This window comes from Streptomyces sp. NPDC048650, assembly GCF_043199095.1.
Lineage (GTDB): Bacteria > Actinomycetota > Actinomycetes > Streptomycetales > Streptomycetaceae > Streptomyces.
In genome coordinates this window covers 112,905-139,273 of sequence record NZ_JBICVM010000003.1, presented here as the reverse complement: position 1 = coordinate 139,273, position 26,369 = coordinate 112,905, and the positions used below count along the sequence as shown (strand labels likewise).

Sequence of the window (26,369 nt, the reverse complement as noted above, 5' to 3'; positions counted from 1 at the left end):
TGAACGCCGCGCCGCCCGATCCCCGTATCCCTCCCCACAACAGCAACCGAGCAACGCCACCGACAGAGGAGAGAACATGGCCATCACCCGACGTCGTGCCGGACTCGCGGCCACCGCACTCGCCACGCTGGCGCTCACCGCCGCCTGCGGCAGCGGTGGCAACCAGAGCGCCGGCACCCCCACCACCGACACCGTGCAGCCCGCGGGCCAGGGCACCAGCGACTACGGCTACGGCTCGTCCGGCTCCGGCCAGGGCGACGACGGCTACGGCGGCCAGGCCGGCGGGGACGACGGCGCGGCGGCGAAGGCGGGGCCGAAGGCGGGCACGCTCGCGCTGCGGGAGGCCGCCGAACTCGGCCCCGTGGTGACCGATGCCAAGGGGATGACCCTGTACCGCTTCGACAAGGACACCGCGAAACCGCCCAAGTCCAACTGCTCGGGCTCCTGCGCGACCACCTGGCCGCCGGTCCCCGCCGACGGTGCGGCCGCTCCGGCCGGCATCGCCAAGAGCGCGCTGGGCTCGGTCACCCGGGCCGACGGCACCAAGCAGCTCACCATCGGCGGCTGGCCCGCCTACCGCTACGCCAAGGACACCAAGGCCGGGGACACCAACGGGCAGGGTGTCGGCGGCACCTGGAACGCGCTGGCCGCCGACGGCAAGAAGGCCGCCGCCCAGCAGAGCGGCGATGTCGCGGTGTTCAACCAGCCCGAGCTCGGTCAGATCCTGGTCGACGGCAAGGGCCGCACCCTCTACCGCTTCAACAAGGACAGCGCCTGGCCGATGAAGTTCGGCTGCAACGACGCCTGCCTGGACACCTGGAAGCCCGCCAAGCCGGCCGACCGCTCCAAGCTCGCCGGTATCGCCCCCAAGCTGATCTCCACCGTCACCCGCCCCGACGGCACCCGTCAGTTGGCCGTGGACTGCTGGCCGGTCTACTGGTTCACCGGCGACAAGCAGCCCGGTGACATCAACGGCCAGGGCAAGATGGGCCTGTGGTTCGCCGTCTCCAAGGACGGCAAGAAGATCACGACGACGCCGGCGGGCTGACCGCCTCCCGGCGGGGGAACTCGTCGTCCAGCGCCAGCACCTCGGCGTCCGGCCGCTCGTCCGCCTCCCGCGGCCCCAGCCAGGTGACCAGCAGCGCCAGCGCCACGTTCACGGCGAGTCCGACGAGCCCCGCGTTCATCCCCCACACCGGGTCGTGCCCGGTGAACACCAGCACACAGACCAGCGTGAAGCCCGCCACCAGGCCGCTCACCGCGGCGTGCACCGTCAGCCGCCGCCACACCAGCCCCAGCAGCAGCATCGGCACGAGCTGCGCCATGCCCTCGTACGAAATCAGGGACAGCCGGACGAGGGTGTTGGGGGCGGTGTAGGTCAGCACGAGGGCGAGCGCTCCGGAGGCCACCACCACCAGCTGCGACGACAGTTTCTGGCGGTGCGCCAGCCGGGGCACGGCGCCCAGCACGCTCCTCCCCCACATCGTGCCGATGACCAGCATGAACACGGCCATCGGCACGATGGAGGAGAGGGCGGCGGCGACACCGGTCAGGCCGACCGCCCAGGCCGGGAGGGAGTCCACGACCAGTGTGAACAGTGCGAGGTTGGAGTCCGCGCCGGCCAGGTGCGGCACCACGAACAGCGCGGCCAGGCCCAGCAGCATCGGCACATACAGCAGCACGTTGTAGAAGGGGAGGTACAGGGCGTTGCGGCGCAGCACGTCGGCGTTGCGGGCACCGAGGTAGCCGGCCACGGTCGTCGGAAAGATCACCACGGTGAGGGAGTTGACGAGGGTGGTGGTGAGGAACCAGACCTGGCCCAGACCGCCGGACGCGTGTCCGGGGAAGGTCAGCCACTGCGGCTTCTCGGCGACTATCCGGTGCAGGAAGGGCCCGTAGCCGTCGAAGTAGTGCAGCGGGACGTAGACGGCGAGGAAGCCGAGGGTGCCGATGACGAGGATGTCCTTCAGGACCGAGACCCAGGCGCTGCCGCGCAGTCCGCTGACGACGACGAAGGCGGTGGTGACCGCGAAGCTGAGGAAGTAGGCCCAGTCGAGGCTGATGGCGCCGTAGGAGATCGTGGAGACGACCACGCCCATGCCGGTGATCTGGAGCTGGATGTACGGCAGCAGGCAGACGGTGGCGAGGACGGCGACGGCGGCGCCCAGCCAGGGCCGGCGGAAGCGGTGGGCGATCATGTCGGTGATGCCGACCAGGCCGTGCCGGCGGGCGTAGGCCCACAGCATCGGGCCGACGACGTAACCGATCGCGTAGCCGCAGGACATGTAGGCCAGGACGTAGAGCACCGGGGCGCCGAAGTTGTAGCCCCAGCCGGCCGCGCCGAGGTAGCTGAAGCTCGTGTAGCTCTCACCGGCCATCAGCACCCAGATGAAGACGGTGCCCAGACTGCGGCCACCCACCGACCACTCGGCGAGGCCGCCGCCGCTCGCCCGGCGCCCGCCACCGCGGACCGCGAGCAGGCCCAGGGCGACGGTGAGCACCATGAAGACGGCGAAGATCGTGGTGGCGACGGCGGCGTTCATCCCTGCCCCCGCTCGAGGTCGCCGCGGCGTGCCAGCCACACCGCCAGGGGCGTGGCCAGGGTCGCCACCAGCATCCAGAAGAACAGGAACGGCAGCCCGAACACGGTCGGCCGCACCCGGTTGACCAGCGGCAGCACCGCCAGGAACAGCACATAGGGCAGCAGCAGCCACAGCAGAGCGGGCCGCCTTCTCGAACCCGGGGGCCGGCCGCCGGGGGTCTGGTTTCGCACGTCGGAAGAGACTAGATGACTTCTGACTCACTCATCCAGGTGACGCCGGGTCCGGCTCACCGCGACCGTGCCGATTGCAGCACCGCCCAGACCACCAGCCGGTAGGTGGAGGTGTACTGCGGCGTACAGGTCGTCAGGGTCAGATAGGCGTCGGGTGCGGTGAAGCGGTAGGCGGGGTGGACGCTGCTGTAGGGGACGGCGGCGAGGACGGTGGCGTCGCCGGGAGTGGTGCGGGCCAGGGTGCGGCGGACGGCGTAGGTGTAGCGGGCGCCGGCGGTGTCGACGGTGACGGTGTCGCCGGGGCGCAGCCGGTCGAGGTGGCGGAACGGTTCGCCGTGGGTGTTGCGGTGCCCGGCCAGCGCGGCGTTGCCGGTGGCGCCCGGCTGTGCGGTGCCCGGATAGTGGCCCACATAGCCCTTGTTGAGGACGGCCGAGCGGCCGACGCCCTGGGCGACGGGGACGGTGAGGCCGATGCGGGGGATGCGCAGGACGGCGTAGGCCCGATCGTGCCGCGGCGGGGCGGCGTCGGCGGCGGCCCGGTCGGACGGCGGCGGGCGGCGGGCGCGGTCGCCGGCGGGCGCCGGGGCGGCGGACGGCCCGGGCGGCGGCGGTGTCGCCGGCCGCGCGTCCCACTGCCGCTCCAGCCGCGTCACCTGGTCGCGGGCCGCGTGCTGCGCCTGGCGGTTGGTCCACCACAGCTGGTGGACGACGAGCAGCAGCGCCACGGCGCCGAGCGTGACGGCCAGTTCCGCGCCCGTCCACAGGGCGCGTGCGGCGAGGCGGCGGCGGGTGCGCCGCCCCTGTACGACCACCGGTATCCGCTTGTGCACGGGCGGCACCGTAGGCCCTGGGGGCGGCGATCTGAAGAGGCAGGGGCGGATCAGCCGCCGAACGCCTGGGAGACGGCGTAGATGCAGAGTCCGGCCAGCGCGCCGACGACCGTGCCGTTGATCCGGATGAACTGCAGGTCGCGGCCGATGTGCGCCTCGATCTTCCGGGAGGTGTGGGTGGCGTCCCAGCCGGCGACGGTGTCGGTGATCAGGGAGGTGATCTCGCCCTGATAGGTCGTCACCAGATAGCCGGCGGCGCCCTCCAGCCAGCCGTCCACCTTGCCCTGCAGCCGCTCGTCGGCGGTCAGCCGCCGGCCCAGGGACAGCAGCGAGGCCCGTACCCGCAGCCGCAACTGGCTGCGCTCGTCCTCCGCGGCGGCCACGATCATGGCGCGGACCGAGCCCCAGGCCGAGGCGATCAGGTCCTGTACTTCGCCGCGGCCCAGCACCTCGGACTTGAGGCGCTCCACCTTGGCGCGGGTGTCCGGGTCGGTCTGCAGATCGGCCGCGAAGTCGGTCAGGAAGCGGTCGACGGCGCCGCGGGCGGGATGGCCGGGCATGTCGCGCATTTCGGTGACGAAGCGGAGCAGTTCCCGGTAGACGCGGTCGCCCACCTTGCGGTCGACGAAGCGTGGGGTCCAGCCGGGCGCGCCGCCGGAGACGGCCGCCATGACGGAGTCGCCGTGCTCGACCAGCCAGTCGTGGGCGCGGGCGCAGACCAGGTCCACCACCCGGGCGTGGCCGCCCTCGGCGACGACCTTCTCCAGCATGGCGCCGATGCCGGGCGCGATCTCCTGGGCGTCGGCGCGCCGGGTGATCGCCTCGCCGACGACGGCCTGGACGTCGGAGTCGCGCAGGACGGTCAGCGCGCCGCGCAGCGCGGTGGACAGCTCGGCGGTGACGCGATCGGTGTTCGCGGGTTCGGCGAGCCAGCCGCCGAGTCGCCGGCCGATACCGAAGGAGCGCAGCCGGGTGCGGACCACTTCGGGGGAGAGGAAGTTCTCACCGACGAAATCACCCAAGCTCTGACCCAGTTGATCCTTTTTGGTAGGAATGATGGCGGTGTGGGGGATCGGCAGGCCCAGCGGACGCTTGAACAGGGCGGTCACCGCGAACCAGTCGGCCAGCGCACCGACCATGCCGGCCTCGGCCGCCGCGGCGACGAAGCCGGTCCAGCCGCCCGCCCCGGAGGACTCGGCCCATTTCGCCAGCACATAGACCATCGCCACGAACAGCAGCAGCCCGGTGGCCAGCGTCTTCATCCGCCGGACGCCGCGCCGCCGCTCCTCGTCGGCGGCGCTGTCGGCGAAGCCGCCCAGGGCTCCGGCCCGACCGGCCGGTGCCGCCGCGGCCGACCGGGCCGTCCCCGCCGGGTCCGCCTCTGTCCGTTCCATACGCTCCACCGTTCCCACCGTGCCCCCGCCCCCATCCGTACGCCCGTCCGTGCACCCGCCGCGCGGGCCCGGGCCGTAGGTCCAACTGTGACCTACTCACGGAACGAACCACGAGTTCCCCGCGTCCACGTCATGAGGGAGCATCGCCAGGGCGCCGGGCGGCCTCCCGGAGGTCCGTGGGATCATGAGGAAACGATCGGACCGCAACGGTGCCGCTGATCACTCGCTGCCCCTTGCCCACCCGGAGCGCCGCGCTCCGCCTTCCCCAGGAGACACCCCCCGCATGAACAAAAGTGTGGGTTACGCCTTGCTCGCCGGTCTGGCGGCACTGGTGGTGCTGATCTCGACCGCCATATTCATCGGCTTCGGGAGCGGTGGCGGCGGCCTGGGCGGCGACGGACACACCCCGCGCGACCCGGCGTCCCCGGCCGTCTCCGGGCAGTGGGTGGGCACCTGGTCCGCCGCGGCCGCGGCGGCCGAGCCCGGCACCCTGGACGGCTACGCCGGGATGTCCATACGCAACGTCGTGCACTCCAGCGTCGGCGGCTCCGGGGCCCGCATCCAGCTCTCCAACCTCTACGGCACCCGGCCGCTGGTCGTCAGCCACGCCTCGCTGGCGGTGGCCAGCGCCCCGAGCAACCCCACGGCCGCGGCCGGCACCATGCAGCGGCTGACCTTCGGCGGCAAGCCCGCGGTGACCATCCCGGCGGGCGGCGCGGTCACCAGCGACCCGGTCCGGCTCAAGGTCCCCGCCAACGCGGACCTCCTGGTCACCACCTACTCCCCGTCGCCCTCGGGCCCGGCCACCTACCACCCGTACGCCCGCCAGACCTCCTACCTGGCCCGCGGCGACCGGGCCGAGGACGCCACCGGCGCCGCCTTCACCGAGCAGAGCCCGTACTGGCGCTACCTGACCGGCGTGGACGTGTGGAGCACCGAGGCCCACGGCACGGTCGTCGCCATCGGCGACTCGATCACCGACGGCATCACCTCGACCGCGGGCGCCAACCACCGCTGGACGGACTTCCTCGCCGAGCGGCTGCGGGACGAGCCCGGCGCGCCCCGGTACGGCGTCCTCAACCAGGGCATCAGCGGCAACCGCCTGCTGGTCAACGGCAGCCGCTTCTCGCCCAACAACGGGCCCAGCGTGCTGTCCCGACTGGACCGCGACGCACTCTCGCGGCCCGGTGTGAAGGCGGTCGTGGTCGAAATAGGGCTGAACGACCTGTTCAAGTCGCCGCGGCAGTGGGACCCGAAGAAGATCGTCGCCGGGATGCGGGCGATCGTGCGCGAGGCACACGCCCGCGGACTGCGGGTGACCGGCTCCACCCTGACGCCGTTCGGGGGGCACCGCGGCTACTCCACGCGGATGAACCAGGTACGCGAACAGGTCAACCGCATCATCCGGTCCGGAGCCGTCTACGACGAGGTCGTGGACTGGGACAGGACGCTGCGCGACCCGGCGGCCCCGGTGCGGCTCCGGCCCGTGTACGACTCCGGTGACCATCTGCACCCGAGCGACGAGGGCTTCCGGGCGATGGCCCGGGCACTGGACCTCGACCGCCTCAAGCACCGGGCACCCGCACAGCTGTAGAGCCCGACGGCCCGGCGGTGGGTCCGGGGCCCGCGTCAGCCCGGCTGCCTGCGGCCGCGCCGCTCGTCCTCGAGACGGCGCCGCTCCTCCTTCAGGCGCAGCCGCTCCTCCTTGGGCAGCTTGCGCTCCACCCCGACGCCGCCCATCAGCGCCACGCCCCTGACGACCACCCGCGGCGCCCCGGGCACGCCGGCCACGCCGTCCTCCTGCGAGTCGAAGCCGCCCATGATGCCGAACCCGCGCACATCGACCTCGACGCCGGGCGGCACCACGACGTTCACACCGCCCATCAGCGCCCAGACGCTGATGACGATCTCGGGACCGGCGAAGTTCGCCTCGCGCAGGTCGATCTCGCCGCCGCCCATGCAGCACCAGGCAGTGAAGCGGCGCCCGATCGTCCAGCGCCCCTTGCGCTGGAAGCCGCCCATGACGGCCACGCCCACCGAGGAGCCGTCCGTATGGCTGACGATCCGCTCGGACCAGGCCGCCGCCTCGCCGCCGTCCTTGCGCAGCGACAGCGGGGCCGCGGCGCCCGGTGCCGGCGCACCGGCCGGCAGATCGGCGGTGATCGGCGCCAACTCCCCGTACGTACGCGCCGCGTACGCCGCCTCCAGCCGCTCCTCGAACTCCTCCATGGCGAGCCGTCCCTCGGCGAGGGCGTCGCGCAGGATCTCGGCCACCCGCTCGCGGTCGCTGTCGGCCGCCCGCAACTCGGGGAGTCTGTCAGTCATACGAACAGATTACGGCGCCGCGGCCGGATCGGGGTGCCTTCCGTTCCCCGCGTAGAGTTTCGCGATCACCTCTTCGATGTCCGGCTCCCGCACCGACAGGTCCACCAGCGGATAGCGCTCGGCGACGGCCGCGACCACCGGCGCCGCGCTCTGCGCCGCCGGGAACGCCAGCCACTGCCGGGGCCCGTCCACCCGGACCGTGCGGGCCCCGGGCACGCCCTCGATCGGCGGCAGTTCCCGCGCCAGGTCCACCACCAGCGTCCGCTCGCCCTCCCCGGCCGCGCGCAGCCCGTCGAGAGCGCCGTCGTAGACCAGCCGGCCGTGGTCGATGACCATCACCCGGCGGCACAGCTGCTCGATGTCGGTCAGGTCGTGGGTGGTCAGCAGGACGGTGGTGCCCCGCTCGGCGTTCACCTCGCGCAGGAAGCCGCGCACCTTCGCCTTGCTGACCACGTCGAGGCCGATGGTCGGCTCGTCCAGATACAGCACCTCCGGGCCGGGCAGCAGTGCCGCCGCGATGTCGCCGCGCATCCGCTGCCCCAGCGACAGCTGACGCACCGGCACATCGAGCAGCGGGCCCAGGTCCAGCAGCTCGGCGCAGCGGTCGAAAGTGGCGCGGTAGACGGCGTCGGGGACGCGGTACATGCGCCGGACCAGTTCGTACGAGTCCTTCAGCGGCAGGTCCCACCACAGGGTGGTGCGCTGGCCGAAGACCACGCCGATGCGGCGGGCCAGCCGGGTCCGCTCGCGGGCGGGGTCGATTCCGGCGACCCGCAGCCGGCCGCCGCTGGGCGTCAGAATGCCCGTCAGCATCTTGATGGTGGTGGACTTCCCGGCGCCGTTCGGCCCGATGTAGCCGACCATCTCGCCGTGCGGCACGCGGAAGGTGATGCCGTCCACGGCCCGCACCTCGTGCCGTACCCGCCGCAGCCGGCCCGCCTTGCGCCGTACCGAGAAGACCTTCTCTACGCCGTCCACCTCGATCAGCGCCCCTGCCGTACCGCCCGTCATACGCCTCTCCTCAGCTCCCCGTGCTCCGGTACGCGCGCAGCCCCCGCCGCCACGCCAGGCCCGCGCCCACGCACATCAGCGCCGCCACCTCGGGCCCCAGGAAATCCACCCAGCCCGGCAGCCCCAGCGGGTCCGGGTGGCCCAGCAGGCGCAGCGCGGGCAGCCAGTTCACGAAGGCCAGCGGGACGACGAAGGTGACCCCGCGCACCAGGTCCCGCGCGAAGACCGTGGGCGGGTACTGGAGCAGGGCGTTGCCGCCGTAGGTGAAGGAGTTCTGCACCTCGGCCGCGTCCTGCGCCCAGAACTGGAAGGCGGCGCCGGCCGTGAACACGGCGGCGAAGATGGCCGTGCCGCACAGCGTCATCAGCGGCACCAGCAGCACCCGGCCCACCGTCCAGTCCACGTCCAGCCTTCCGAGCGACCAGCCCAGCACCAGCACCGCCTGGCCGATCCGGCCCAGTCGGCGCAGCGCGAAACGGTCCGCGGCGACCTGCGCGAAGACCGGTACGGGGCGCAGCAGCAGGGTGTCCAGGGTGCCGTCGCGCACCCGCCGCCCGAGCCGGTCCATGCTGCCGAACAGCAGGTCCGCCAGGCCCAGCGAGACGCTGGACGTGCCGTAGAGAAAGGCGATTTCGGGGAGCGAGAAGCCGCCCAGGGCGTCGACCTGGGAGAACATCAGCATGATGGCGACGAAGTCCAGGCCGCTGGCGACGAAGTTGCCGACCGCGAGCATCACGAACGACGCCCGGTAGGCGAGGGTGGAGCGGATCCACATCCGCACGATCAGGCCGTAGGCGCGCAGCCCGTGCGCCGCCTCGGCCGCCCACCCCGTCCGCTCCGCCCATTCCGCCCGGCCCGTCCGGTCCGTCCGGTCCGCGAGGGCGCCGTCAGCCACCGTGCACCACCACCTTGCGGGTGGCGGCCGCCTGCACCAACCGGCCCAGGGCGAGCAGTGCCAGCCCCCAGGCCGCCTGGAAGGCCAGCCCCCGCAGGACCGCCGGGCCGCTCCGGGTGCCGATCAGCACGTCGGCCGGCACCTGGAGGATCGCCGCCCACGGCAGCAGCTGCGCGACGTCGGCGAGGCCGCCGGGGAAGGCCCGCAGCGGCAGCACCATCCCCGAGAAGAACATGCAGGCCAGGCCGCTCACCAGGGCCAGTCCGGAACCGTCGAGCAGCCAGAAGGACGCCAGCGCGACGAGATAGCGCAGCGCGAAGCCGACCACCACGCCGAGCGCCACCGACAACAGGAAGCACAGCCAGCTCAACGGATTCACGGGCAGCGACAGCTCGAAGCAGCCGGCACCCACCGCCAGCGGCACCACGCCGCGCGCGATCAGCTGCAGGGCGGCCCGCCCCAGGTCCCCGGCCAGCCACCACAGCTGGAGATCGACGGGGCGGTAGAGGTCCACCGCGATGTCACCGCTGCGGATCCGCTCCTGGAGCTCCTCCAGGCCGCCGCCCACCATCAGCGCCGAGGCCGCCAGCAGCGCCTGCGCGGTCCACGCGAACGTCAGCGCCTGCGCGGAGCCGTAGCCGCCCAGGTGCGGGCGCTCGGCCCACAGGGCGAGGTAGGTGTAGGAGACGATGAAGCCGAAGACGGTGTTGGTGAAGACGCCGGCCGCGGTGGCGGTCCGATAGGTGGCGTACCTGCGGAAGCTGCCGGCCGCCACGGCCGTGTACCACACCTCCCACGCCTCCAGCCTCTTGTCATCGAGCGGCAAAGCATCGGAGCCTAGTGGGGCGGACGTGGGCCGTGCCATCGGTTATTCACCGGTCCGGGTGAGCCGCGGGCGCCATTCGGCCGGTGAGGGAGCGGTCCACGGTGCGCGCACCCCTCGCGACCGGGACAGATGATGCGACAGTTATCCAACAGGGTCTTACCGGGCGAGCACGCCTTTTCGAGCATCGCGCGCGATTCCCCGACACCACACCGATCCGCCGCAGCACAACCATCGGCGGCCGCCGAGGAGTCCATACAGTCATGAGCGACGAGCCGGGCGGGACCGCCCAGGACACCGCGGCGCGCCCCGGGCGTACGGGCTGGCGCCGCGTCATCCCGACCTGGCGCACGGTGCTGACGACCGTGGTGCTGTTACTGCTGCTGATCGTGGGCGCCCTGGCCGCCGGATATCTCCTCGTGGACATCCCGCCCGCCAACAGCGCCGCCAAGGCCCAGAGCAACGTCTATCTCTACTCCGACGGCTCCGAACTGGCCCGCGACGGCGACGTCAACCGCGAGAACGTCTCCCTCAGCCAGGTGCCCAAGACCACCCAGCAGGCCGTACTGGCCGCCGAGGACCGCGACTTCTACTCCGAGTCCGCCGTCGACCCGGCCGCCATGGTCCGGGCCGGCTGGAACACCGTCACCGGCAAGGGCAAGCAGTCCGGCTCGACCATCACCCAGCAGTACGTCAAGAACTACTACCTCGGCCAGGAACAGACCGTCACCCGCAAGGCCAAGGAGTTCTTCATCGCCATCAAGCTGGACCGCGAGGAGAGCAAGGACGACATCCTGGAGGGCTACCTCAACTCCAGCTACTACGGCCGCAACGCCTACGGCATCCAGGCCGCCGCCCAGGCCTACTACGGCAAGAACTCCGAACAGCTCACCACCGCCCAGGGCGCCTACCTCGCGACCCTTCTCAACTCCCCCAGCGCGTACGACGTCACCGCCCACCCCGAGAACAAACGACGGGCCCTGGCGCGCTGGAACTACGTACTGGACGGCATGGTCAAGAAGAAGTGGCTCGACCGGGACGCACGCGAGAGGATGAAGTTCCCCGAGCCGGGCCCCGTCAAGGCCGGCGCCGGGCTCTCCGGGCAGCGCGGCTATCTCGTCGAAGCGGTCAAGGACTACCTGACCGGCCACAAGATCCTCGACGAGGACACCCTGCGGGCCGGCGGCTACCGCATCACCACCACCTTCGAGAAGAGCCGTCAGGACGCCTTCGTCGACGCCGTCGACAGCCGCCTGATGGACCGTCTCGACCGCTCCCGCACCGTCGACACCTACGTCCGCGCGGGCGGCGCCTCCATCGACCCCGCCACCGGACGCGTCGTCGCCATGTACGGCGGCATCGACTACGCCAAGCAGTACGTCAACGGCGCCACCCGCCGCGACTACCAGGTCGGCTCCACCTTCAAGCCGATCGTCCTCGCCTCGGCCGTGCAGAACCGCTCCACCACCCAGGACGGCGTCCCGATCACCCCCGGCACCGTCTACGACGGCACCAACAAGCGCATGGCCGTCAACCACGGCCGCTCCACCGGCTTCGCCCCGGCCAACGAGGACGACCGCTCCTACGGCCCGATCACCGTCACCGAGGCCACCGACAAGTCCGTCAACGCCGTCTACGCCCAGATGGGCATCGACGTCGGCCCCCGCAAGGTCAAGGACACCGCCGTCGACCTGGGCATCCCCGCCAACACCCCCAGCCTCTCCTCGTCCGAGGGCGCCATCTCGCTCGGCACCGCCACCCCCAGCGTGCTGGAGATGACGCAGGTGTACGCGGGCTTCGCCCACCACGGCAGACAGCGCCCGTACACCCTCGTCGACAAGATCACCAAGAGTGGCGAGGACCTCCCGCTGCCCGAACGCGCCGAGCACACCGCCCTCGACCGCGGCGCCGCCGACACCACCACCTCCGTCCTGCGCAGCGTCGTCGACGGCGGCACCGGCACCGCAGCCCTGGCCGCCGGACGCCCGGCGGCCGGCAAGACCGGCACCGCGGAAGCGGACAAGGCCGCCTGGTTCGCCGGCTACACCCCCGAACTCGCCACCGTCGTCGCCGTGCTGGGCCAGAACCCGCAGAGCGCCGCGCAGGAGCCGCTCTACGGGGCGGCGGGCCTGCCGCGCATCAACGGCGGCGGCTTCCCCGCCGAGATCTGGGCCGACTACACCGCCGCCGCCCTGGAGGGCCGCCCCGTCACCGACTTCGACCTCCGGGCCGGACCGGGCGCCGGCGCCCCGCCGCCCTCCCCGTCGGGCGCGTCCCCGGAACCCACCGGCGACTCCGCGCCGCCCACCACGGCCGGGCCCAGCACACCGCCCAGCTCCGAGCCGCCGACCGAAGCGCCCAGCACCGCCCCACCGACCGACGAACCGCCCAGCCCCACCGTCCCCGGCGAACCGACGCCCACCGAGGAGCCCACCGAGGATTTCCCGACCGTGGGTCCGCAGGGAGCGGCCTACCCGGGGCGGCGGAGCTGGTGGGAGGCCGACGGCGGCGGTCAGTGACCCGACGTCGCCTTGAGCCCCACCACCGCCACCAGCAGCAGGCAGATGAAGAAGATCCGGGCGGCGGTCATCGGCTCCCCCAGGACCACCATCCCCACCACCGCCGCACCGGCGGCACCGATGCCCACCCACACGCCGTAGGCCGTACCGATCGGCAGCGTCCGGGCTGCGTACGAGAGCAGCAGCATGCTGGCGACGATCCCCGCACCGGTGAACACACTGGGCCACAGCCGGGTGAAACCCTCGGTGAACTTCATCCCGACCGACCAGCCCACCTCCAGCAGACCGGCGACGAGCAGCAGAATCCATGCCATGACGGCACCTCCGTGAAAACGCTTCAACAGGGGTGCGTCGTCTTGTCGTGACCCGGTACGGCGCGTCTCGTCGGGTGCTTCCGAGGCTAGCAAGCCCACGACGAAGCGGGCGGTGACCTCGGTCACCGCCCGGCAGGAACAACAGGGGGAAGAACTACCCGGAGCACCGGGTCACAGATACAGCCCGGTCGAATCGTCCGCGCCCTCCAGCCGCTCCGCGGCCACCGCGTGCAGATCGCGCTCCCGCATCAGCACGTACGCCACGCCGCGCACCTCGACCTCGGCACGGTCCTCCGGGTCGTAGAGCACCCGGTCCCCCACCTCGACGGTCCGCACGTTCTGACCGACCGCGACCACCTCGGCCCAGGCCAGCCGGCGGCCGACCGCCGCGGTCGCCGGAATGACGATGCCCCCGGTCGAGCGGCGCTCGCCCTCGGGGATGTCCGTCCGGACCAGCACACGGTCGTGCAGCATCCGGATCGGCAACTTGTCGTGGGTGTCCTTGGCGTTATTCGGGCTCACGGCACGACCGTACCCGCCCGGCGGCGCACGGCACGCACCAGCGGCCGGACCCGCGCCCCTTCAGGACCGGACCCGCGCCCCTTCAGGACCGGCGCCGCTTAGCGGTCAGCGCCAGCAGACCCACCACCGCCACACCGACCATGGCCACCGGAACGATGCGCTCCAGCCGCGGCGCCCCGTCCTCCGACACCAGCTGGGCGCGCACATCCGACACCGCACGGTGCGCCGCCACATACGCTCGCCCCGCCGTACGGTCCACCGCCGCGGCCGTCGCCGCCCGCGCATCGCCCATGATCGTCCTCGGGTGCAGCCGCACACCGATCTCGTCGAGCGTCACGGCGAGCTCCCGCCGCCTGCCGGCGATGTCCGCCTCGATCTGCGCAGGGGTCCTGGCTTCCGACACCGCGCTGCCTCCGTCGTCTCGGGCCGATGCGTACGGGACCGGTCGAGCCCCCGCACCATCGACCGCTTGATCCATGCCGATTCGTGATGGACAGTCTGTCAGCTCACCCCCGCCCGCGCCCCACAGCACCCCCGTTTCGGGCAGCCGCGCGCCGGAGCGCGGCGCGGCTGGTTAGTGTCGGGGCGTACGCAACCCCCCGTAGAGCCCGTAGAAGGAAGAGCCATGAGCGAGCGACTGCAGCCCGGCGACACCGCCCCCGCCTTCACCCTGCCCGACGCCGACGGCAAGCAGGTCTCGCTCGCCGACCACAAGGGCCGCAAGGTCATCGTCTACTTCTACCCGGCCGCCCTGACCCCCGGCTGCACCAAGCAGGCCTGCGACTTCACCGACAACCTCGACTTCCTCGCCGGCCACGGCTACGACGTCATCGGCATCTCCCCCGACAAGCCCGAAAAGCTCGCGAAGTTCCGCGAGAAGGAGAACCTCGGGGTCACCCTCCTCGGCGACCCCGACAAGAGCGTCCTGGAGTCCTACGGCGCCTTCGGCGAGAAGAAGCTCTACGGCAAGACCGTCACCGGCGTCATCCGCTCCACCGTCGTCCTCGACGAGGACGGCAAGGTCGAGCGCGCCCTCTACAACGTCAAGGCCACCGGCCACGTCGCCAAGATCATCAAGGATCTGGGGCTCTGACCTGCCGGAGCCGCCGGACCGACGGCCCGGCCGGGCCCCGCTCACGCGCCCGGGACGACGGCCACCCGGTCCGGCAGCTCCAGCACCGCCTCCGCACCGCCCCCGGCGGCCGCACCGAAGTCCAGCCGCGCCCCCAGCACATCCGCCTGACCCGCCGCGATCGTCAGCCCCAGACCGTGCCCGGTCCCCCGCTCCGGCGCCGCCGTACGAAACCGCCGCGGCCCCTCCGCACACAGCTCCGCCGGATACCCCGGACCGTGATCCCGCACCACGATCCGGGTACCCCGCACCACCACCTCGATCGGCGGCTCGCCGTGCTTCGCCGCGTTCGCCAGCAGATTCACCAGAACCCGCTCCACACGCCGCCGGTCCGTCTCCACGATCACCGGCTCGCCCTCCACGGACACCGACACCGCATCGACCCCGCGCTGCCGCGCCGCCCGCCGCACGATCCCGCGCACCAGCGACGGCAGCTCGCACGCGTCCAGGTCCGCCCGCTCCACCCCCGCGTCCAACCGCGAGACCTCCAACAGGTCCTCCACCAGCCGCCGCATCGCCTGCGCCCGGTCCTGCACCATCTCCACCGCCCGCGGCTGCGGCAACAACTCCGCCGCCGCCACCAGCCCGGCCACCGGCGTCCGCAACTCGTGCGCCACATCCGCGGTGAACTCCCGCTCGGCCTGCGCCTGCGCCGCCAGCGACATCGCCATGTGATGGACGCTGCGCCCCAGTTCGGCCACCTCGTCACGGCCGTTGCTGGCCAGCGCGTCCGCGTCCGGCGCGGCACCCGCCGCGATCCGCCGCGCCGCCGCCGCACTCAACCGCAGCCGTCGCGACAGCCGCTGCGCCACGAACCACGACACCACCGCCATCAGCACGACCGTGCCGCACCCCGCGATCAGCAGCGCCCGGTCCAGTGCCACCCGCGCCGGATCCTCGTCCGGATACGCCGCCGACACCGACAACGACCGCTGCGGACGCCCCCCACCGCCGTCACCGACCCCGGTCGCCGCCCACACCCGCGGATCCTCCCCGCCGCTGATGTACGTCCCCGACCGGTTCCGGAACACCGCCTCCCGCAACGGCTGCGGCAGCGTCACATCGTCCAACTGCGCACCCAGCGCCAGCGAACCGTCCCGCTCGTAGAACTGGAGCGCCGAACTCAGCCGGTCGTCCTGATACGCCCGCGCCGACCGCTCCCGCTCCGCATCCGCGATGTGGTGCACGGCAAAACCGAGCACCACCACGGCCAGCGCCGTCATCCCTGAAATGGCCAGAGCGATCCGGCCCCGAATCCCCATCACGCGAGGTTGTACATCTCCGTCGTGTCCCCGAGCGGCGTCGAGCCCTCGTACGTCACCTCCAGCCCCGTGAAGGCCGGCGCGCCGTCGATCGTCTTCACCCCGTACAGCCGGAACGTCGCCGGGAACCCGGCATCCGCCCCCACCCCCGCGGCCGTCCTCTGCACCTGCACCACACCGGTGCCCTCCGCCTCCCGCGCGCCATAGCGGTCCCAGGTGATCCCGGTGGCCACCATTCCCGCGTCCGCGCAGGTCAGCGTGATCACCTGCGGCTCGGTCTCCGGATCACCGATCCCGCAGTCCCGCACCCCCGGCAGATCCCCCGACTGCTTGCCGTCCTCCTTGACCTCCTGCACCGCCGCCGTCTTCGGCGCGGCGTCCACCGCCGTCGCACCGTCCGCCGCCTGGCTGAACCACACCCCGCCGGCCGCCAGCACCGTCACCACGGCACACGCCGCCGGAGCGGTGCGCCCACGGGCCCATCGGGACCACGCGCGGTCGGTCATCACGTTCTCCTCCCGGGACTCTCGCCCCGTACTCCCACCAGCAGACACCGCGGCGCGCCCGCACCGCCCGGACGGCTCCCCGGCAAAAAGCGCCACACGCTACAAAAGAGCGGTTTCACGCCCGTCACGTTCCCCCGTCCGCCGCACAAGCTGATTACTTGAACGCTGCAACAACCCCGCGCGCACGTACCAGTCCCGTAGCAGCCCCCCGCCGCCCGCCGTCACACCGACTCCACGGTGTGAACATCCCGCGCGCCAGACGTGACCTATCTCGCGGATTTCGGCCAGAGTGGTTTGATCCGCGCTCCGCTGTGCAGGCGCACCTGTCGTATCCATCGCACCTCGTGCGCCGACCGAACCCGAGAGGACCGCCCTGTGACGAACGGGAGCACCGCGGCAGAGCAGCCACCCGAGGACAGAGAGGCCCTCCGGCGTCACAGGAACCTCTTCCGCGCCGTCGCCCGGCGCAAAAACCCCAAGCTGCGGCGCACCGACATCACCATCACCGACGAGAAGGTGGTGAAGCGGGCGGTGAAGGCGGCCGCACTCGGTAACGCCATGGAATGGTTCGACTTCGGGATCTACAGCTATCTCGCGGTCACCATCGGCCGGGTCTTCTTCCCCGGCGGCAGCGACACCACGAGCCTGCTGTCGTCGTTCGCGACCTTCGCCGTGGCCTTCCTCGTACGGCCACTCGGCGGCGCCTACTTCGGCCCGCTCGGCGACCGCATCGGCCGCAAGAAGGTCCTCGCCCTCACCATGATCATGATGGCGCTGGGCACCCTGGCCATCGGCCTGATCCCCTCCTACGCGACCATCGGCTTCTGGTCGCCGGCCCTGCTCATCCTCTTCCGCCTCGTGCAGGGCTTCTCCACGGGCGGCGAGTACGGCGGCGCCTCCACCTTCATCGCCGAATACGCCCCCGACAAGAAGCGCGGCTTCTTCGGCAGCTTCCTGGAGATGGGCACCCTCATCGGCTACACCGGCGCGGCCGGCATCGTGCTGATCCTGAACACCACCCTGGGCTCCGACGCCATGCTCCACTGGGGCTGGCGCATCCCGTTCCTGATCGCCGGGCCGCTCGGCCTCGTCGGCCTCTACCTCCGGATCAAGCTCGACGAGACCCCGGCCTTCCAGAAGCTGGAGGCCTCCCAGACCCACAGCCCCTCCGGCTCCGTCGTCGAGTCCGAATCCGAGTTCTCGCACCTCTCGGAGAACGCCCCGAAGAAGAAGCTCGGCGAGATCTTCGCCCAGCAGTGGCCGACACTCATCCTGTGTATCGCCCTGGTCGGTGCCTACAACATCACCGACTACATGCTGCTGTCCTACATGCCGACGTACTTGACCGAGACCCTCAAGTACCAGGAGTCGCACGGCCTGCTGATCCTGCTCGGCACCATGATCGTGCTCATGTGCATCATCAGCAGCGTCGGCAGGCTCAACGACCACTACGGCCGCAAGCCCCTGCTGATGGCCGGCATGCTCGGCTTCTTCATCACCGCCATCCCCGCCTTCCTGCTGGTCAAGCAGGGCAGCATGGCCGCCGTCATCGGCGGCATGGTTCTCCTGGGCCTCTGCCTGGTCTGCCTGCTGGGCACGATGTCCGCCGCCCTGCCGGCCCTCTTCCCCACCAACGTCCGCTACGGCTCCCTCTCCATCGGCTACAACCTCGCCGTCTCCCTCTTCGGCGGCACCACCCCCCTGGTGATCACCGCCCTGATGGACGCCTTCGACCAGAACGTCATGGTCCCGGCCTACTACACGATGGGCGCCGCCCTGGTGGGCGTCATCGCCGTGGCCTGCATGAAGGAAACGGCCCAGCAGCCGCTGGAGGGCTCGCCGCCCTCGGTCGCCTCCAAGGAGGAAGCGGTGGAGCTGATCGAGGCGCAGACGGCGGAGCCGCGCTTCTGAGACGGATCCGCTCGTCGGGGCCCCGGGGAATGCCTTCCCCGGGGCCCCTCTCCGTGCCTTCCCGCACGCCGGACGAGTCCCGGTCGGCCGCCGCGTCGGCGACGAGCCGGTGGGCGGCGACCCGCCTTCCCGGCCTCGCCGACGACAGCCGGAGCCTCGCCGCACCGCGCCGACCGGCCGCCGAACTCGGCGTGGACACCGGCCACTTCACCCAGGCGCGCCCACCGCTCCCCGAAGCCGGACGCCACCCGCCCCTCATCTCCGCCGCGGGCCCGATATCATGGCTGGCGGCTAGCGGCGGTGGCGCAACGGCGACGCAGCAGACTTAGGATCTGTGGCCTGTGAAAGGGCTTGAGGGTTCGAATCCCTTCCGCCGCACGGAAATCGGCCTGCGAACCGAAGACCTCGGTTCGCAGGCCGTTCTCGTAGGGGGCCTTACCCCAACAACTCCCGCACCACCGGCACCAACGCCCGGAACGCCTTGCCGCGGTGGCTGATCGCGTTCTTCTCGGCGGCGGTCAACTCCGCGCAGGTCCGGGCGTCGCCGAGGGGCTGGAGGACGGGGTCGTAGCCGAAGCCGCCAGTGCCGGAGGGGGCGTGGCGGAGGGTGCCCTCCAGGGTGCCTTCGACGACGCGTTCGGTGCCGTCGGGGAGGGCGAGGGCCGCGGCGCAGGCGAAGTGGGCGGCGCGGTGGTCGTCGGAGATGTCGCCGAGCTGGGCCAGGAGGAGGTCGAGGTTGGCCTGGTCGTCGCCGTGGCGGCCGGCCCAGCGGGCGGAGAAGATGCCGGGGGCGCCGCCGAGGACGTCGACGCAGAGGCCGGAGTCGTCGGCGACGGCCGGGTGGCCGGTGGCCCGGGCGAGGGCGTGGGCCTTGAGGAGGGCATTCTCGGCGAAGGTGACGCCGGTTTCCTTGACGTCGGGGACGTCGGGGTAGGCGTCGGCCCCGACGAGCTCGACGCCGAGATCGGCGGCGTCGAGGATCGCCCGGAGTTCGGTGATCTTGCCGGCGTTGCGGGTGGCGAGGATGAGGCGGGTGCGGGGCGTGGTTCCAGGCTGCATGGGAGTTGATTATCCCGGGCGGCGGACTGCGGGCGGGCGGCGCCTCGGGGACCGGTGCGGGCCGGGGCGTCGGCGCAGCCGGGGCGGGGCTCTCATCCCGGGGTGCAGATCCGGGTCATGTCGCCGGCCGCGTCGGTGAGGGGCGTCAGGTCGGGCGCCCGGTCGCTCTTGATGTCCTTGCGGGCCTTGGTGATGCCGGTGTTCATCCGGTCGACGGCCTTGGCGAGTTCGGCGTCGCCGGCGGAGTCGCGGACCTTCTTCAGGCGCCGGTCGATGTCGTCGAGGGCCTGTTCGGCCTGCTGGGGGTCGTCGAGTGAGTTGCCGACGGCCTTCTGGAGCTTGTCGACGCCGTCGACGACGGCGGTGGCGGTGTTGGCGCAGTCCATGGCCTTGTTGACCGCGCTGCAGGCGGAGAGCAGGGGTATCGCGAGGGCGGCCGCGGTGAGCGCGGCGAGGGCGGCGGGCCGGCGGGTGGGGCGGGGATTGCGCGGGGACATGGGGCGGGTCCTTCCTCGGGTCATGAGCGGGCAAAGGAAGAAACGCCTGGCGCCCCGTTTTGGTTGACGGGGCGCCAGGGGGAGAGCGGCGGGAGGGGCGGGGACCCGGACCGGCCGGGCGGGCCCCGTGGGGTCAGAGCGTCCTCGCCAGGGCTTCCTGCTGGGCGGCGTCGAGGTCGGCGCAGCCGGTGACGGCGAGGTCGAGGAGGGCGTTGAGCTCGTCGCGGGTGAAGGGCTCGGCCTCGGCGGTGCCCTGGACCTCGACGAAGCGGCCGTCGCCGGTGCAGACGACGTTCATGTCGGTTTCGGCGCGGACGTCTTCCTCGTAGCAGAGGTCGAGGAGGGGGGTGCCGTCGACGATGCCGACGCTGACGGCGGAGACGGTGCCGGTGAGGGGCTTGCGGCCGTGCTTGACGAGCTTCTTGCCCTGGGCCCAGGCGATGGCGTCGGCGAGGGCGACGTAGGCGCCGGTGATGGCGGCGGTGCGGGTGCCGCCGTCGGCCTGGAGGACGTCGCAGTCGAGGACGACGGTGTTCTCGCCGAGGGCCTTGAAGTCGATGACGGCGCGCAGCGAGCGGCCGATGAGGCGGCTGATCTCGTGGGTGCGGCCGCCGATCTTGCCGCGTACGGCTTCGCGGTCGCCGCGGGTGTTGGTGGAGCGGGGCAGCATCGAGTATTCGGCGGTGACCCAGCCTTCTCCGCTGCCCTTGCGCCAGCGCGGGACGCCTTCGGTGACGGATGCGGTGCAGAAGACCTTGGTGTCGCCGAAGGAGATGAGGACGGAGCCCTCGGCATGCTTGCTCCAGCCGCGTTCGATGGTGACGGGGCGGAGCTGTTCGGGGGTGCGGCCGTCGATGCGAGACATGGCGTAGACCCTATCGGCAATGGCGAGGGCCCCGGTCCGGTGGCGGTGATGCGGCCGGATCGGGGCCCTGTGATCAGCCGGGGTGGGCTGGGGTGAGCTGGGGGGCGGGGCTCACATCATGTCTTCGATCTCGGCGGCGATGGGGTCGGCGTCGGTGCCGATGACGACCTGGATCGCGGTGCCCATCTTGACGACGCCGTGGGCGCCGGCGGCCTTGAGGGCGGCCTCGTCGACGAGGGAGGCGTCCGCGACTTCGGTGCGGAGGCGGGTGATGCAGCCCTCGACCTCTTCGATGTTGTCGAGTCCGCCGAGCCCGGCGACGATCTTCTCAGCCTTGCTGGCCATGTCCACTCCTGCTTGTCTCGGCCGCCGGCGGCTCCGCCGAGCGGTTTTTCCACCGTAGTGCACGTACCTGAGCGTCTCTGGGCGGTTGTGCACGTTCAGCCCAACTATGTGGGCGGTTGTGTGCCATCTGGCGAAAGATGGCGATCACTCGGAGTGCGTGCCGGGCAGTCGGCGCGTACTCCGAGTGGTCTACACCACCAGTATGCGGCAAGCACCGGGGCGGTTGTCGACGGACGGCCCGGCCGGGGCGTCCGCGGGCCGACCGCCGGGAGGGCGGAGATGAGCGCGAACGCAGCGGCAGCGGAGCCGGGGAAGCCGGCGGCGAAGAAATGGGCGTCGGTGCTCTTCCAGAGCATGCAGAAGTTGGGGCGCAGTCTCCAGTTGCCGATCGCCGTGCTGCCCGCCGCCGGCATCCTCAACCGCCTGGGCCAGCCTGACGTGTTCGGCGCACAGGGGCTGGGCTGGGACGACGTCGCCAAGGTGTTCATGGGGGCGGGTGGCGCGCTGCTGGATTCCGGGCTGGGGCTGCCGCTGCTGTTCTGCATCGGCGTCGCGATCGGGATGGCGAAGAAGGCGGACGGTTCGACGGCGCTGGCCGCGGTGGCGGGCTTCCTCGTCTACTTCTCGGTGCTGCACCAGTTCCCGGACATCTGTGCGCCGGGGCAGACGTTTGCGCAGGCGGGGCCGTGGGGCGGGGTGTGCGTCGACGGGAAGGGGACGGCGGCGCAGGCGACGTTCCAGAATCCGGGGGTCTTCGGCGGCATCGTCATGGGCTTCCTCAGTGCCTGGTTCTGGCAGCGGCTGCACCGGGTGAGGCTGGTGGACTGGCTGGGCTTCTTCAACGGCCGCCGGCTGGTGCCGATCGTGATGGCCTTCGTCGGCCTGCTCTTCGCGGTGGCCTGTCTGTGGGTCTGGCCGCCGATCGGTGACGCGCTGACCGCCTTCAGCAAGTGGCTGACGGATCTGGACTGGCTGGGGTCCGGTCTCTTCGGTGTCGCCAACCGTGCGCTGCTGGTGATCGGCCTGCACCAGTTCCTGAACACCTTCGTATGGTTCCAGTTCGGCAGTTTCACGGAGCCGGACGGCACGGTCGTGCACGGCGACATCAACCGGTTCCTGGCGGGCGATCCGACCGCGGGTCAGTTCACCACCGGGTTCTTCCCGATCATGATGTTCGCGCTGCCGGCCGCGGCGCTGGCCATCGCGCACTGCGCCAAGCCGCACCGCCGCAAAGAGATCTCCGGGATGATGCTGTCGGTCGGGCTCACGTCGTTCGTGACGGGGGTGACCGAGCCCCTCGAGTACTCGTTCCTCTTCGTCGCGCCGTTGCTGTACGTCTTCCATGCGCTGCTGACCGGCGTGTCGATGGCGGTGAGCTGGGCGCTGGGGGTGCACGACAGCTTCAGCTTCTCGGCGGGGCTGATCGACTACGTCATCAACTGGGGGCTGGCGACGAAGCCGTGGCTGATCCTGCCGATCGGGGCGTGCTTCGCGGTCGTCTACTACGCCGTCTTCCGGTTCGTGATCACGAAATTCGATCTGCAGACGCCGGGGCGCGAGCCGGACGAGGTGGGCGACGCCATGGAGGAGGAGAACATCAAATAGGGCGGGCTGCGCCCTTTCGCGAGGTCCCCGGGTCCTTGGATCCGGGGGCCTTCGCCGTGTGGTCCACGCCACTTCGGAGAACGGATTCCTTTGTACCGGGACGGCATGCTAAGAATGGTCTAAACCACCAGTGGTGTAGACCAAGGTGCAGACCAATACCAGGGTAGACCAACAAGCGGGCCGTCCCCCTCTTCCGAGTGCCCGCCTCACCAGGAGGAATCCGATGAGTTCGGCCACCGCGAAGGCGGATCCCGGCAAGAAGAGCCGCGGCTCCGCGGCCATGGCAGTGGGTCAGCGCATCGGCCGCAGCCTCATGCTGCCGATCGCCACACTGCCCGCCGCCGCACTGATGGTCCGCCTGGGCCAGCCGGACATGCTCGGCCGGGAGGGCTTTCCCGCTTTCCTGAACAAGCTCGCCGAATTCATGGCGGCGGGCGGCGGCGCCCTGCTCGACAACATGCCCCTGCTGTTCGCGGTCGGCATCGCCATCGGCTTCGCCAAGAAGGCGGACGGCTCGACGGCGCTCGCCGCCGTCGTCGGCTACCTGGTCTTCAGCAAGGTGCTGGGCACCTTCACCGACGGCAACCTGCCCAAGGTCCCGCAGGTCGTCGACGGGAAGATAGCCCAGGTGGCGCCGCCGGTGAACTCCGGCGTCCTCGGCGGCGTGGTGATCGGCATCGTGGTCGCCCTGCTCTACCAGCGCTACAGCCGCAAGAAGCTGCCGGACTGGCTCGGCTTCTTCAGCGGCCGACGCCTGGTGCCCATCCTCGCCTCGTTCGCCGGCCTGCTCATCGGCATCGCCTTCGGGTACGTCTGGCCGGTCCTCGGTACGGTCCTGCACAACTTCGGTGAGTGGCTGGTCGGTTCGGGCGCCGTGGGCGCCGGCATCTTCGGCGTGGCCAACCGGGCGCTGATCCCGGTCGGCATGCACCACCTGCTCAACTCGTTCCCGTGGTTCCAGGCGGGCGACTTCGCGGGCAAGCACGGCGACATCGCGCGCTTCCTGGCCAAGGACCCGAGCGCCGGGCAGTTCCTCACCGGCTTCTTCCCGATCATGATGTTCGCGCTGCCCGCCGCCTGCCTGGCCATCACGCACTGCGCCCGCCCCGAGCGGCGCAAGGTCGTGGGCGGCATGATGCTCTCGCTCGCGCTCACCGCCTTCGTGACCGGCGTTACCGAGCCCATCGAGTTCACGTTCATGTTCATCGCGCCCGTGCTGTACGCGATCCACGCGGTGCTCACCGGTGTGTCCATGGCCCTGACCTGGGCGCTGGGCATGAAGGACGGGTTCGGCTTCTCGGCCGGCGCGATCGACTACGTCCTCAACCTCGGGATCGCCACCAAGCCGTGGCTGCTGGCGCTGGTGGGCCTGGGCTTCGGCGTCCTCTACTACGTGATCTTCCGGTTCGCCATCATCAAGTTCAACCTGCCGACGCCGGGACGCGAACCGGACGAGGAAGTGCAGGAAAAGGAGAAGGAGAAGGTGACGGCGTAACGAGCCGCCTTCGCCGGACAGCGGCGGCCGCCCTCGCAGGACGAGGGCGGCCGCTTTCGTCTCTTCTCGAGCACGTCGCCGGTCCGGAGCACGTCGCCGTCGTGAGCGCACCGCCGGTCCGGAGCACATCGCCGGCCTGGAGCGCATCACCGGCGGCGGCCGGCCGGGGGCTCAGATCTCGTAGGCCGCGCCGGCCTTGGCGACCTCGACCGGGCCGTCGTAGACCTTCTGCGCGTCGCGGATGCTGATGTCCGGGTCGGTCCACGGCGGGATATGGGTCAGCACCAGACGGCGGACACCGGCACGCCGGGCCACCTCGCCCGCCTCTCGGCCGTTGAGGTGCAGGTCCGGGATGTCTTCCTTGCCGTACGTGAAGGACGCCTCGCACAGGAAGAAGTCGGCGTCCGCCGCGAGGGTGTCCAGCGCCTTGCACGGGCCGGTGTCGCCGGAGTACGTCAGGGTCCGGCCGCCGTGCTCGATACGGAAGCCGAACGCCTCCACCGGGTGGCTGACGTGTTCCGTACGGACCGTGAAGGGGCCGATGGTCTGGGTGCCGGGGGTCAGGGTGCGGAAGTCGAAGACCTCGCTCATCGCCCCGTCGTACGGCAGATCGGCGTGGGCGACGGTCAGCCGGCGCTCGGTACCGGCCGGGCCGTGGACCGGCATCGGCGCGCAACGGCCGCCGTCGGGGCGGTAGTAGCGCACCACGAAATAGCCGCACAGGTCGATGCAGTGGTCGGCGTGCAGATGCGACAGGAGTACGGCGTCCAGGTCGTAGAGACCGATGTGGCGCTGCATCTCGCCGAGGGCGCCATTGCCCATGTCGATGAGCAGCCTGAAGCCGTCGGCCTCCAGGAGGTAGCTCGAGCAGGCCGATTCCGTGGAAGGGAACGACCCCGAGCATCCGACGACGGTGAGCTTCATGCGGGCGTGAACCTCCGTGGGCGTGGGCGGCGGGCCGGGGGGCTCCCCTGCGCATGGGGTCCCCCCTGCTCGAGCGGAGCCGAGAGCTTGGGGAGCCGTTGAGAGCTTGGGGAAGGGTCCATGCGGGTTTCTCGACGGGTCCTTGCCGGTGTGTGCCGGGTCCTGGATGGTCTGTGCGGTGCCCACGAGCGTAAGGCGCGAAAGGTCCTGTGGCGCCTCCAGCGGGGCGAGCTGTGGGCGGAATCACCAGTCCGGGTGGGGCCGTACGTCCGGGATGCGGCCGTCTTCGAATCCGCCGGGCCCGCGGCCCGGCGCGCCCGCGGCGCGAAAGAGATCCGCCGCCGTGGCGGAGTGCCACGGCGGCGGGGGGCCGACCGGGTGGGGCGGCAGGCGGGACTTCGCGGACACGCCCTATGCCCAGAGCTGACCGTGCAGCGTGGCGACCGCCGCCTCGGTCGACTCGGCGGTGTAGACGCCGGTCGAGAGGTACTTCCAGCCGCCGTCGGCGACGACGAAGGCGATGTCGGCGCTCTGCCCGGCGCGCAGCGCCTTCTTTCCGACGCCGATCGCGGCGTGCAGTGCCGCGCCGGTGGAGATGCCCGCGAAGATACCCTCCTCGGCGAGGAGTTCGCGGGTGCGGCGGACCGCGTCCTCGGAGCCGACCGAGAAGCGGGTGGTGAGCACGGACTCGTCGTAGAGCTCCGGGATGAAGCCCTCGTCGAGGTTGCGCAGACCGTAGACGATGTCGTCGTAGCGGGGCTCGGCGGCGACGATCTGGACGCCGGGCACCTGCTCGCGCAGATAGCGGCCGACGCCCATCAGGGTGCCGGTGGTGCCCAGGCCCGCCACGAAGTGGGTGACGGAGGGGAGGTCCGCGAGGATCTCGGGGCCGGTGGTGGCGTAGTGCGCACCGGCGTTGTCGGGGTTGCCGTACTGGTAGAGCATCACCCAGTCGGGGTGCTCGGCGGACAGCTCCTTGGCGACGCGCACGGCGGTGTTGGAGCCGCCGGCCGCGGGCGAGGGGATGATCTCGGCGCCCCACATGGCGAGCAGTTCGCGGCGCTCGGAGGAGGTGTTCTCCGGCATGACGCACACCATGCGGTAGCCCTTGAGCTTGGCCGCCATGGCGAGCGAGATGCCGGTGTTGCCGCTGGTGGGCTCGAGGATCGTGCAGCCGGGGGTGAGCCGGCCGTCCTTCTCGGCCTGTTCGATCATGTGGAGCGCCGGGCGGTCCTTGACCGAGCCCGTGGGGTTGCGGTCCTCCAGCTTCGCCCAGATGCGGACGTCGTCGGAGGGGGAAAGGCGCGGGAGGCGGACGAGAGGAGTGTTCCCGACCGCCGCCAGCGGGGAGTCGTAGCGCAC

Annotated in this window: 26 protein-coding genes, 1 tRNA gene and 1 riboswitch; of the genes, 8 read left to right on the top strand and 19 right to left on the bottom strand. The window is 71.4% G+C overall.

Annotated elements, in window-relative coordinates; all coding sequences use genetic code 11:
- The first annotated feature begins 76 nt into the window (after positions 1 to 76).
- A complete protein-coding gene (locus ACGFML_RS09975) occupies positions 77 to 1,048 on the top strand; it encodes an SCO0930 family lipoprotein (RefSeq protein WP_393541905.1) in 972 nt (323 codons plus the stop codon).
- On the opposite strand, the gene ACGFML_RS09970 is transcribed toward ACGFML_RS09975, so the two are convergent.
- Genes ACGFML_RS09970 through ACGFML_RS09955 form a run of 4 tightly spaced genes read right to left on the bottom strand, consistent with a single transcriptional unit; the run spans position 1,026 to position 4,997 of the window.
- Positions 1,026 to 2,543 carry a sodium:solute symporter gene (locus ACGFML_RS09970; RefSeq protein WP_393541904.1) on the bottom strand — a complete coding sequence of 506 codons (1,518 nt, stop codon included), beginning with the start codon at positions 2,541 to 2,543 and terminating at the stop codon, positions 1,026 to 1,028. The two genes, ACGFML_RS09975 and ACGFML_RS09970, sit on opposite strands and share 23 nt — an antisense overlap.
- Positions 2,540 to 2,773, bottom strand: a complete 234-nt coding sequence (locus tag ACGFML_RS09965; RefSeq protein ID WP_393541902.1) for a DUF3311 domain-containing protein — start codon at positions 2,771 to 2,773, stop codon at positions 2,540 to 2,542. The genes ACGFML_RS09970 and ACGFML_RS09965 overlap by 4 nt, the downstream gene beginning before the upstream one ends.
- A 56-nt stretch (positions 2,774 to 2,829) precedes the next feature.
- On the bottom strand, positions 2,830 to 3,603 hold the full coding sequence (locus tag ACGFML_RS09960) for a class E sortase (protein ID WP_393541900.1): 774 nt from the start codon (positions 3,601 to 3,603) through the stop codon (positions 2,830 to 2,832).
- Between the two features lie 50 nt (positions 3,604 to 3,653).
- Positions 3,654 to 4,997 (bottom strand): DUF445 domain-containing protein, encoded by a 1,344-nt coding sequence (locus tag ACGFML_RS09955; protein WP_393541898.1) that lies wholly within the window; start codon positions 4,995 to 4,997, stop codon positions 3,654 to 3,656.
- Positions 4,998 to 5,280: 283 nt separating this feature from the next.
- On the opposite strand from ACGFML_RS09955, the gene ACGFML_RS09950 reads away from it, so the two are divergent.
- Positions 5,281 to 6,591 (top strand): SGNH/GDSL hydrolase family protein, encoded by a 1,311-nt coding sequence (locus tag ACGFML_RS09950; RefSeq protein ID WP_393541896.1) that lies wholly within the window; start codon positions 5,281 to 5,283, stop codon positions 6,589 to 6,591.
- A 35-nt stretch (positions 6,592 to 6,626) separates the two neighbouring features.
- On the opposite strand, the gene ACGFML_RS09945 is transcribed toward ACGFML_RS09950, so the two are convergent.
- The 4 genes from ACGFML_RS09945 to ACGFML_RS09930 all read right to left on the bottom strand — a co-directional run bounded on the left by ACGFML_RS09945 (position 6,627) and on the right by ACGFML_RS09930 (position 10,018).
- Positions 6,627 to 7,322, bottom strand: a complete 696-nt coding sequence (locus tag ACGFML_RS09945; RefSeq protein WP_393541895.1) for a DUF1707 domain-containing protein — start codon at positions 7,320 to 7,322, stop codon at positions 6,627 to 6,629.
- 9 nt (positions 7,323 to 7,331) lie between these two features.
- Positions 7,332 to 8,333, bottom strand: coding sequence for an ATP-binding cassette domain-containing protein (locus ACGFML_RS09940; RefSeq protein WP_393541893.1), 1,002 nt, complete (start codon positions 8,331 to 8,333; stop codon positions 7,332 to 7,334).
- A 10-nt stretch (positions 8,334 to 8,343) separates the two neighbouring features.
- Complete coding sequence (locus ACGFML_RS09935) at positions 8,344 to 9,108, bottom strand: ABC transporter permease (protein WP_393542714.1); 765 nt, start codon at positions 9,106 to 9,108, stop codon at positions 8,344 to 8,346.
- Positions 9,109 to 9,220: 112 nt separating this feature from the next.
- On the bottom strand, positions 9,221 to 10,018 hold the full coding sequence (locus ACGFML_RS09930) for an ABC transporter permease (protein ID WP_393542712.1): 798 nt from the start codon (positions 10,016 to 10,018) through the stop codon (positions 9,221 to 9,223).
- A 296-nt stretch (positions 10,019 to 10,314) separates the two neighbouring features.
- On the opposite strand from ACGFML_RS09930, the gene ACGFML_RS09925 reads away from it, so the two are divergent.
- Entirely contained in the window at positions 10,315 to 12,570 is a 2,256-nt protein-coding gene (locus tag ACGFML_RS09925) for a transglycosylase domain-containing protein (RefSeq protein ID WP_393541891.1), read from the top strand.
- Here ACGFML_RS09925 and ACGFML_RS09920 read toward each other — a convergent pair.
- From ACGFML_RS09920 to ACGFML_RS09910, 3 genes are all read right to left on the bottom strand, one after another.
- The gene (locus ACGFML_RS09920; protein WP_393541889.1) at positions 12,564 to 12,884 is read right to left on the bottom strand and encodes a DMT family transporter; all 321 of its coding nucleotides are present in this window, start codon (positions 12,882 to 12,884) and stop codon (positions 12,564 to 12,566) included. The genes ACGFML_RS09925 and ACGFML_RS09920 overlap by 7 nt on opposite strands.
- Positions 12,885 to 12,915: 31 nt before the next feature.
- Positions 12,916 to 12,983, bottom strand: a riboswitch (guanidine-III (ykkC-III) riboswitch).
- A 72-nt stretch (positions 12,984 to 13,055) separates the two neighbouring features.
- On the bottom strand, positions 13,056 to 13,358 hold the full coding sequence (locus tag ACGFML_RS09915) for a co-chaperone GroES (RefSeq protein WP_362703681.1): 303 nt from the start codon (positions 13,356 to 13,358) through the stop codon (positions 13,056 to 13,058).
- Positions 13,359 to 13,488: 130 nt separating this feature from the next.
- Entirely contained in the window at positions 13,489 to 13,809 is a 321-nt protein-coding gene (locus ACGFML_RS09910) for a DUF3618 domain-containing protein (RefSeq protein WP_393541888.1), read from the bottom strand.
- A 222-nt stretch (positions 13,810 to 14,031) separates the two neighbouring features.
- Here ACGFML_RS09910 and bcp point away from each other — a divergent pair, with 222 nt between their 5' ends.
- Positions 14,032 to 14,499: a thioredoxin-dependent thiol peroxidase gene (bcp, locus tag ACGFML_RS09905; protein ID WP_393541886.1), complete on the top strand. Its 468-nt coding sequence runs from the start codon at positions 14,032 to 14,034 to the stop codon at positions 14,497 to 14,499.
- 41 nt (positions 14,500 to 14,540) lie between these two features.
- Here the strand turns inward: bcp and ACGFML_RS09900 are convergent, their stop codons facing one another.
- Both ACGFML_RS09900 and ACGFML_RS09895 read right to left on the bottom strand, forming a co-directional pair.
- Positions 14,541 to 15,800 carry a sensor histidine kinase gene (locus tag ACGFML_RS09900; protein WP_393541884.1) on the bottom strand — a complete coding sequence of 420 codons (1,260 nt, stop codon included), beginning with the start codon at positions 15,798 to 15,800 and terminating at the stop codon, positions 14,541 to 14,543.
- A complete protein-coding gene (locus ACGFML_RS09895; RefSeq protein ID WP_393541883.1) occupies positions 15,800 to 16,306 on the bottom strand; it encodes a hypothetical protein in 507 nt (168 codons plus the stop codon). Before ACGFML_RS09895 ends, ACGFML_RS09900 begins: the two co-directional genes overlap by 1 nt.
- Before the next feature lie 375 nt (positions 16,307 to 16,681).
- Here ACGFML_RS09895 and ACGFML_RS09890 point away from each other — a divergent pair, with 375 nt between their 5' ends.
- Positions 16,682 to 18,217, top strand: coding sequence for an MFS transporter (locus tag ACGFML_RS09890; protein WP_393541881.1), 1,536 nt, complete (start codon positions 16,682 to 16,684; stop codon positions 18,215 to 18,217).
- Positions 18,218 to 18,511: 294 nt separating this feature from the next.
- Positions 18,512 to 18,595, top strand: a tRNA-Leu gene (locus ACGFML_RS09885).
- Positions 18,596 to 18,652: 57 nt separating this feature from the next.
- On the opposite strand, the gene rdgB is transcribed toward ACGFML_RS09885, so the two are convergent.
- The 4 genes from rdgB to ACGFML_RS09865 all read right to left on the bottom strand — a co-directional run bounded on the left by rdgB (position 18,653) and on the right by ACGFML_RS09865 (position 20,989).
- Complete coding sequence (rdgB, locus tag ACGFML_RS09880) at positions 18,653 to 19,276, bottom strand: RdgB/HAM1 family non-canonical purine NTP pyrophosphatase (protein WP_393541879.1); 624 nt, start codon at positions 19,274 to 19,276, stop codon at positions 18,653 to 18,655.
- A 92-nt stretch (positions 19,277 to 19,368) separates the two neighbouring features.
- Entirely contained in the window at positions 19,369 to 19,773 is a 405-nt protein-coding gene (locus tag ACGFML_RS09875; protein WP_393541877.1) for a hypothetical protein, read from the bottom strand.
- A gap of 133 nt (positions 19,774 to 19,906) precedes the next feature.
- A complete protein-coding gene (gene rph, locus ACGFML_RS09870; protein WP_393541875.1) occupies positions 19,907 to 20,638 on the bottom strand; it encodes a ribonuclease PH in 732 nt (243 codons plus the stop codon).
- A 111-nt stretch (positions 20,639 to 20,749) separates the two neighbouring features.
- The gene (locus tag ACGFML_RS09865) at positions 20,750 to 20,989 is read right to left on the bottom strand and encodes a glucose PTS transporter subunit EIIB (RefSeq protein WP_393541874.1); all 240 of its coding nucleotides are present in this window, start codon (positions 20,987 to 20,989) and stop codon (positions 20,750 to 20,752) included.
- 273 nt (positions 20,990 to 21,262) lie between these two features.
- Here ACGFML_RS09865 and ACGFML_RS09860 point away from each other — a divergent pair, with 273 nt between their 5' ends.
- Together ACGFML_RS09860 and ACGFML_RS09855 are read left to right on the top strand one after the other, a co-directional pair.
- A complete protein-coding gene (locus tag ACGFML_RS09860; RefSeq protein WP_393541872.1) occupies positions 21,263 to 22,588 on the top strand; it encodes a PTS transporter subunit EIIC in 1,326 nt (441 codons plus the stop codon).
- A 223-nt stretch (positions 22,589 to 22,811) separates the two neighbouring features.
- On the top strand, positions 22,812 to 24,083 hold the full coding sequence (locus ACGFML_RS09855) for a PTS transporter subunit EIIC (RefSeq protein ID WP_393541871.1): 1,272 nt from the start codon (positions 22,812 to 22,814) through the stop codon (positions 24,081 to 24,083).
- Between the two features lie 171 nt (positions 24,084 to 24,254).
- On the opposite strand, the gene ACGFML_RS09850 is transcribed toward ACGFML_RS09855, so the two are convergent.
- Positions 24,255 to 25,007: an MBL fold metallo-hydrolase gene (locus ACGFML_RS09850; RefSeq protein WP_393541869.1), complete on the bottom strand. Its 753-nt coding sequence runs from the start codon at positions 25,005 to 25,007 to the stop codon at positions 24,255 to 24,257.
- A 411-nt stretch (positions 25,008 to 25,418) separates the two neighbouring features.
- Positions 25,419 to 26,369, bottom strand: coding sequence for a PLP-dependent cysteine synthase family protein (locus ACGFML_RS09845; protein ID WP_393541867.1), 951 nt, complete (start codon positions 26,367 to 26,369; stop codon positions 25,419 to 25,421).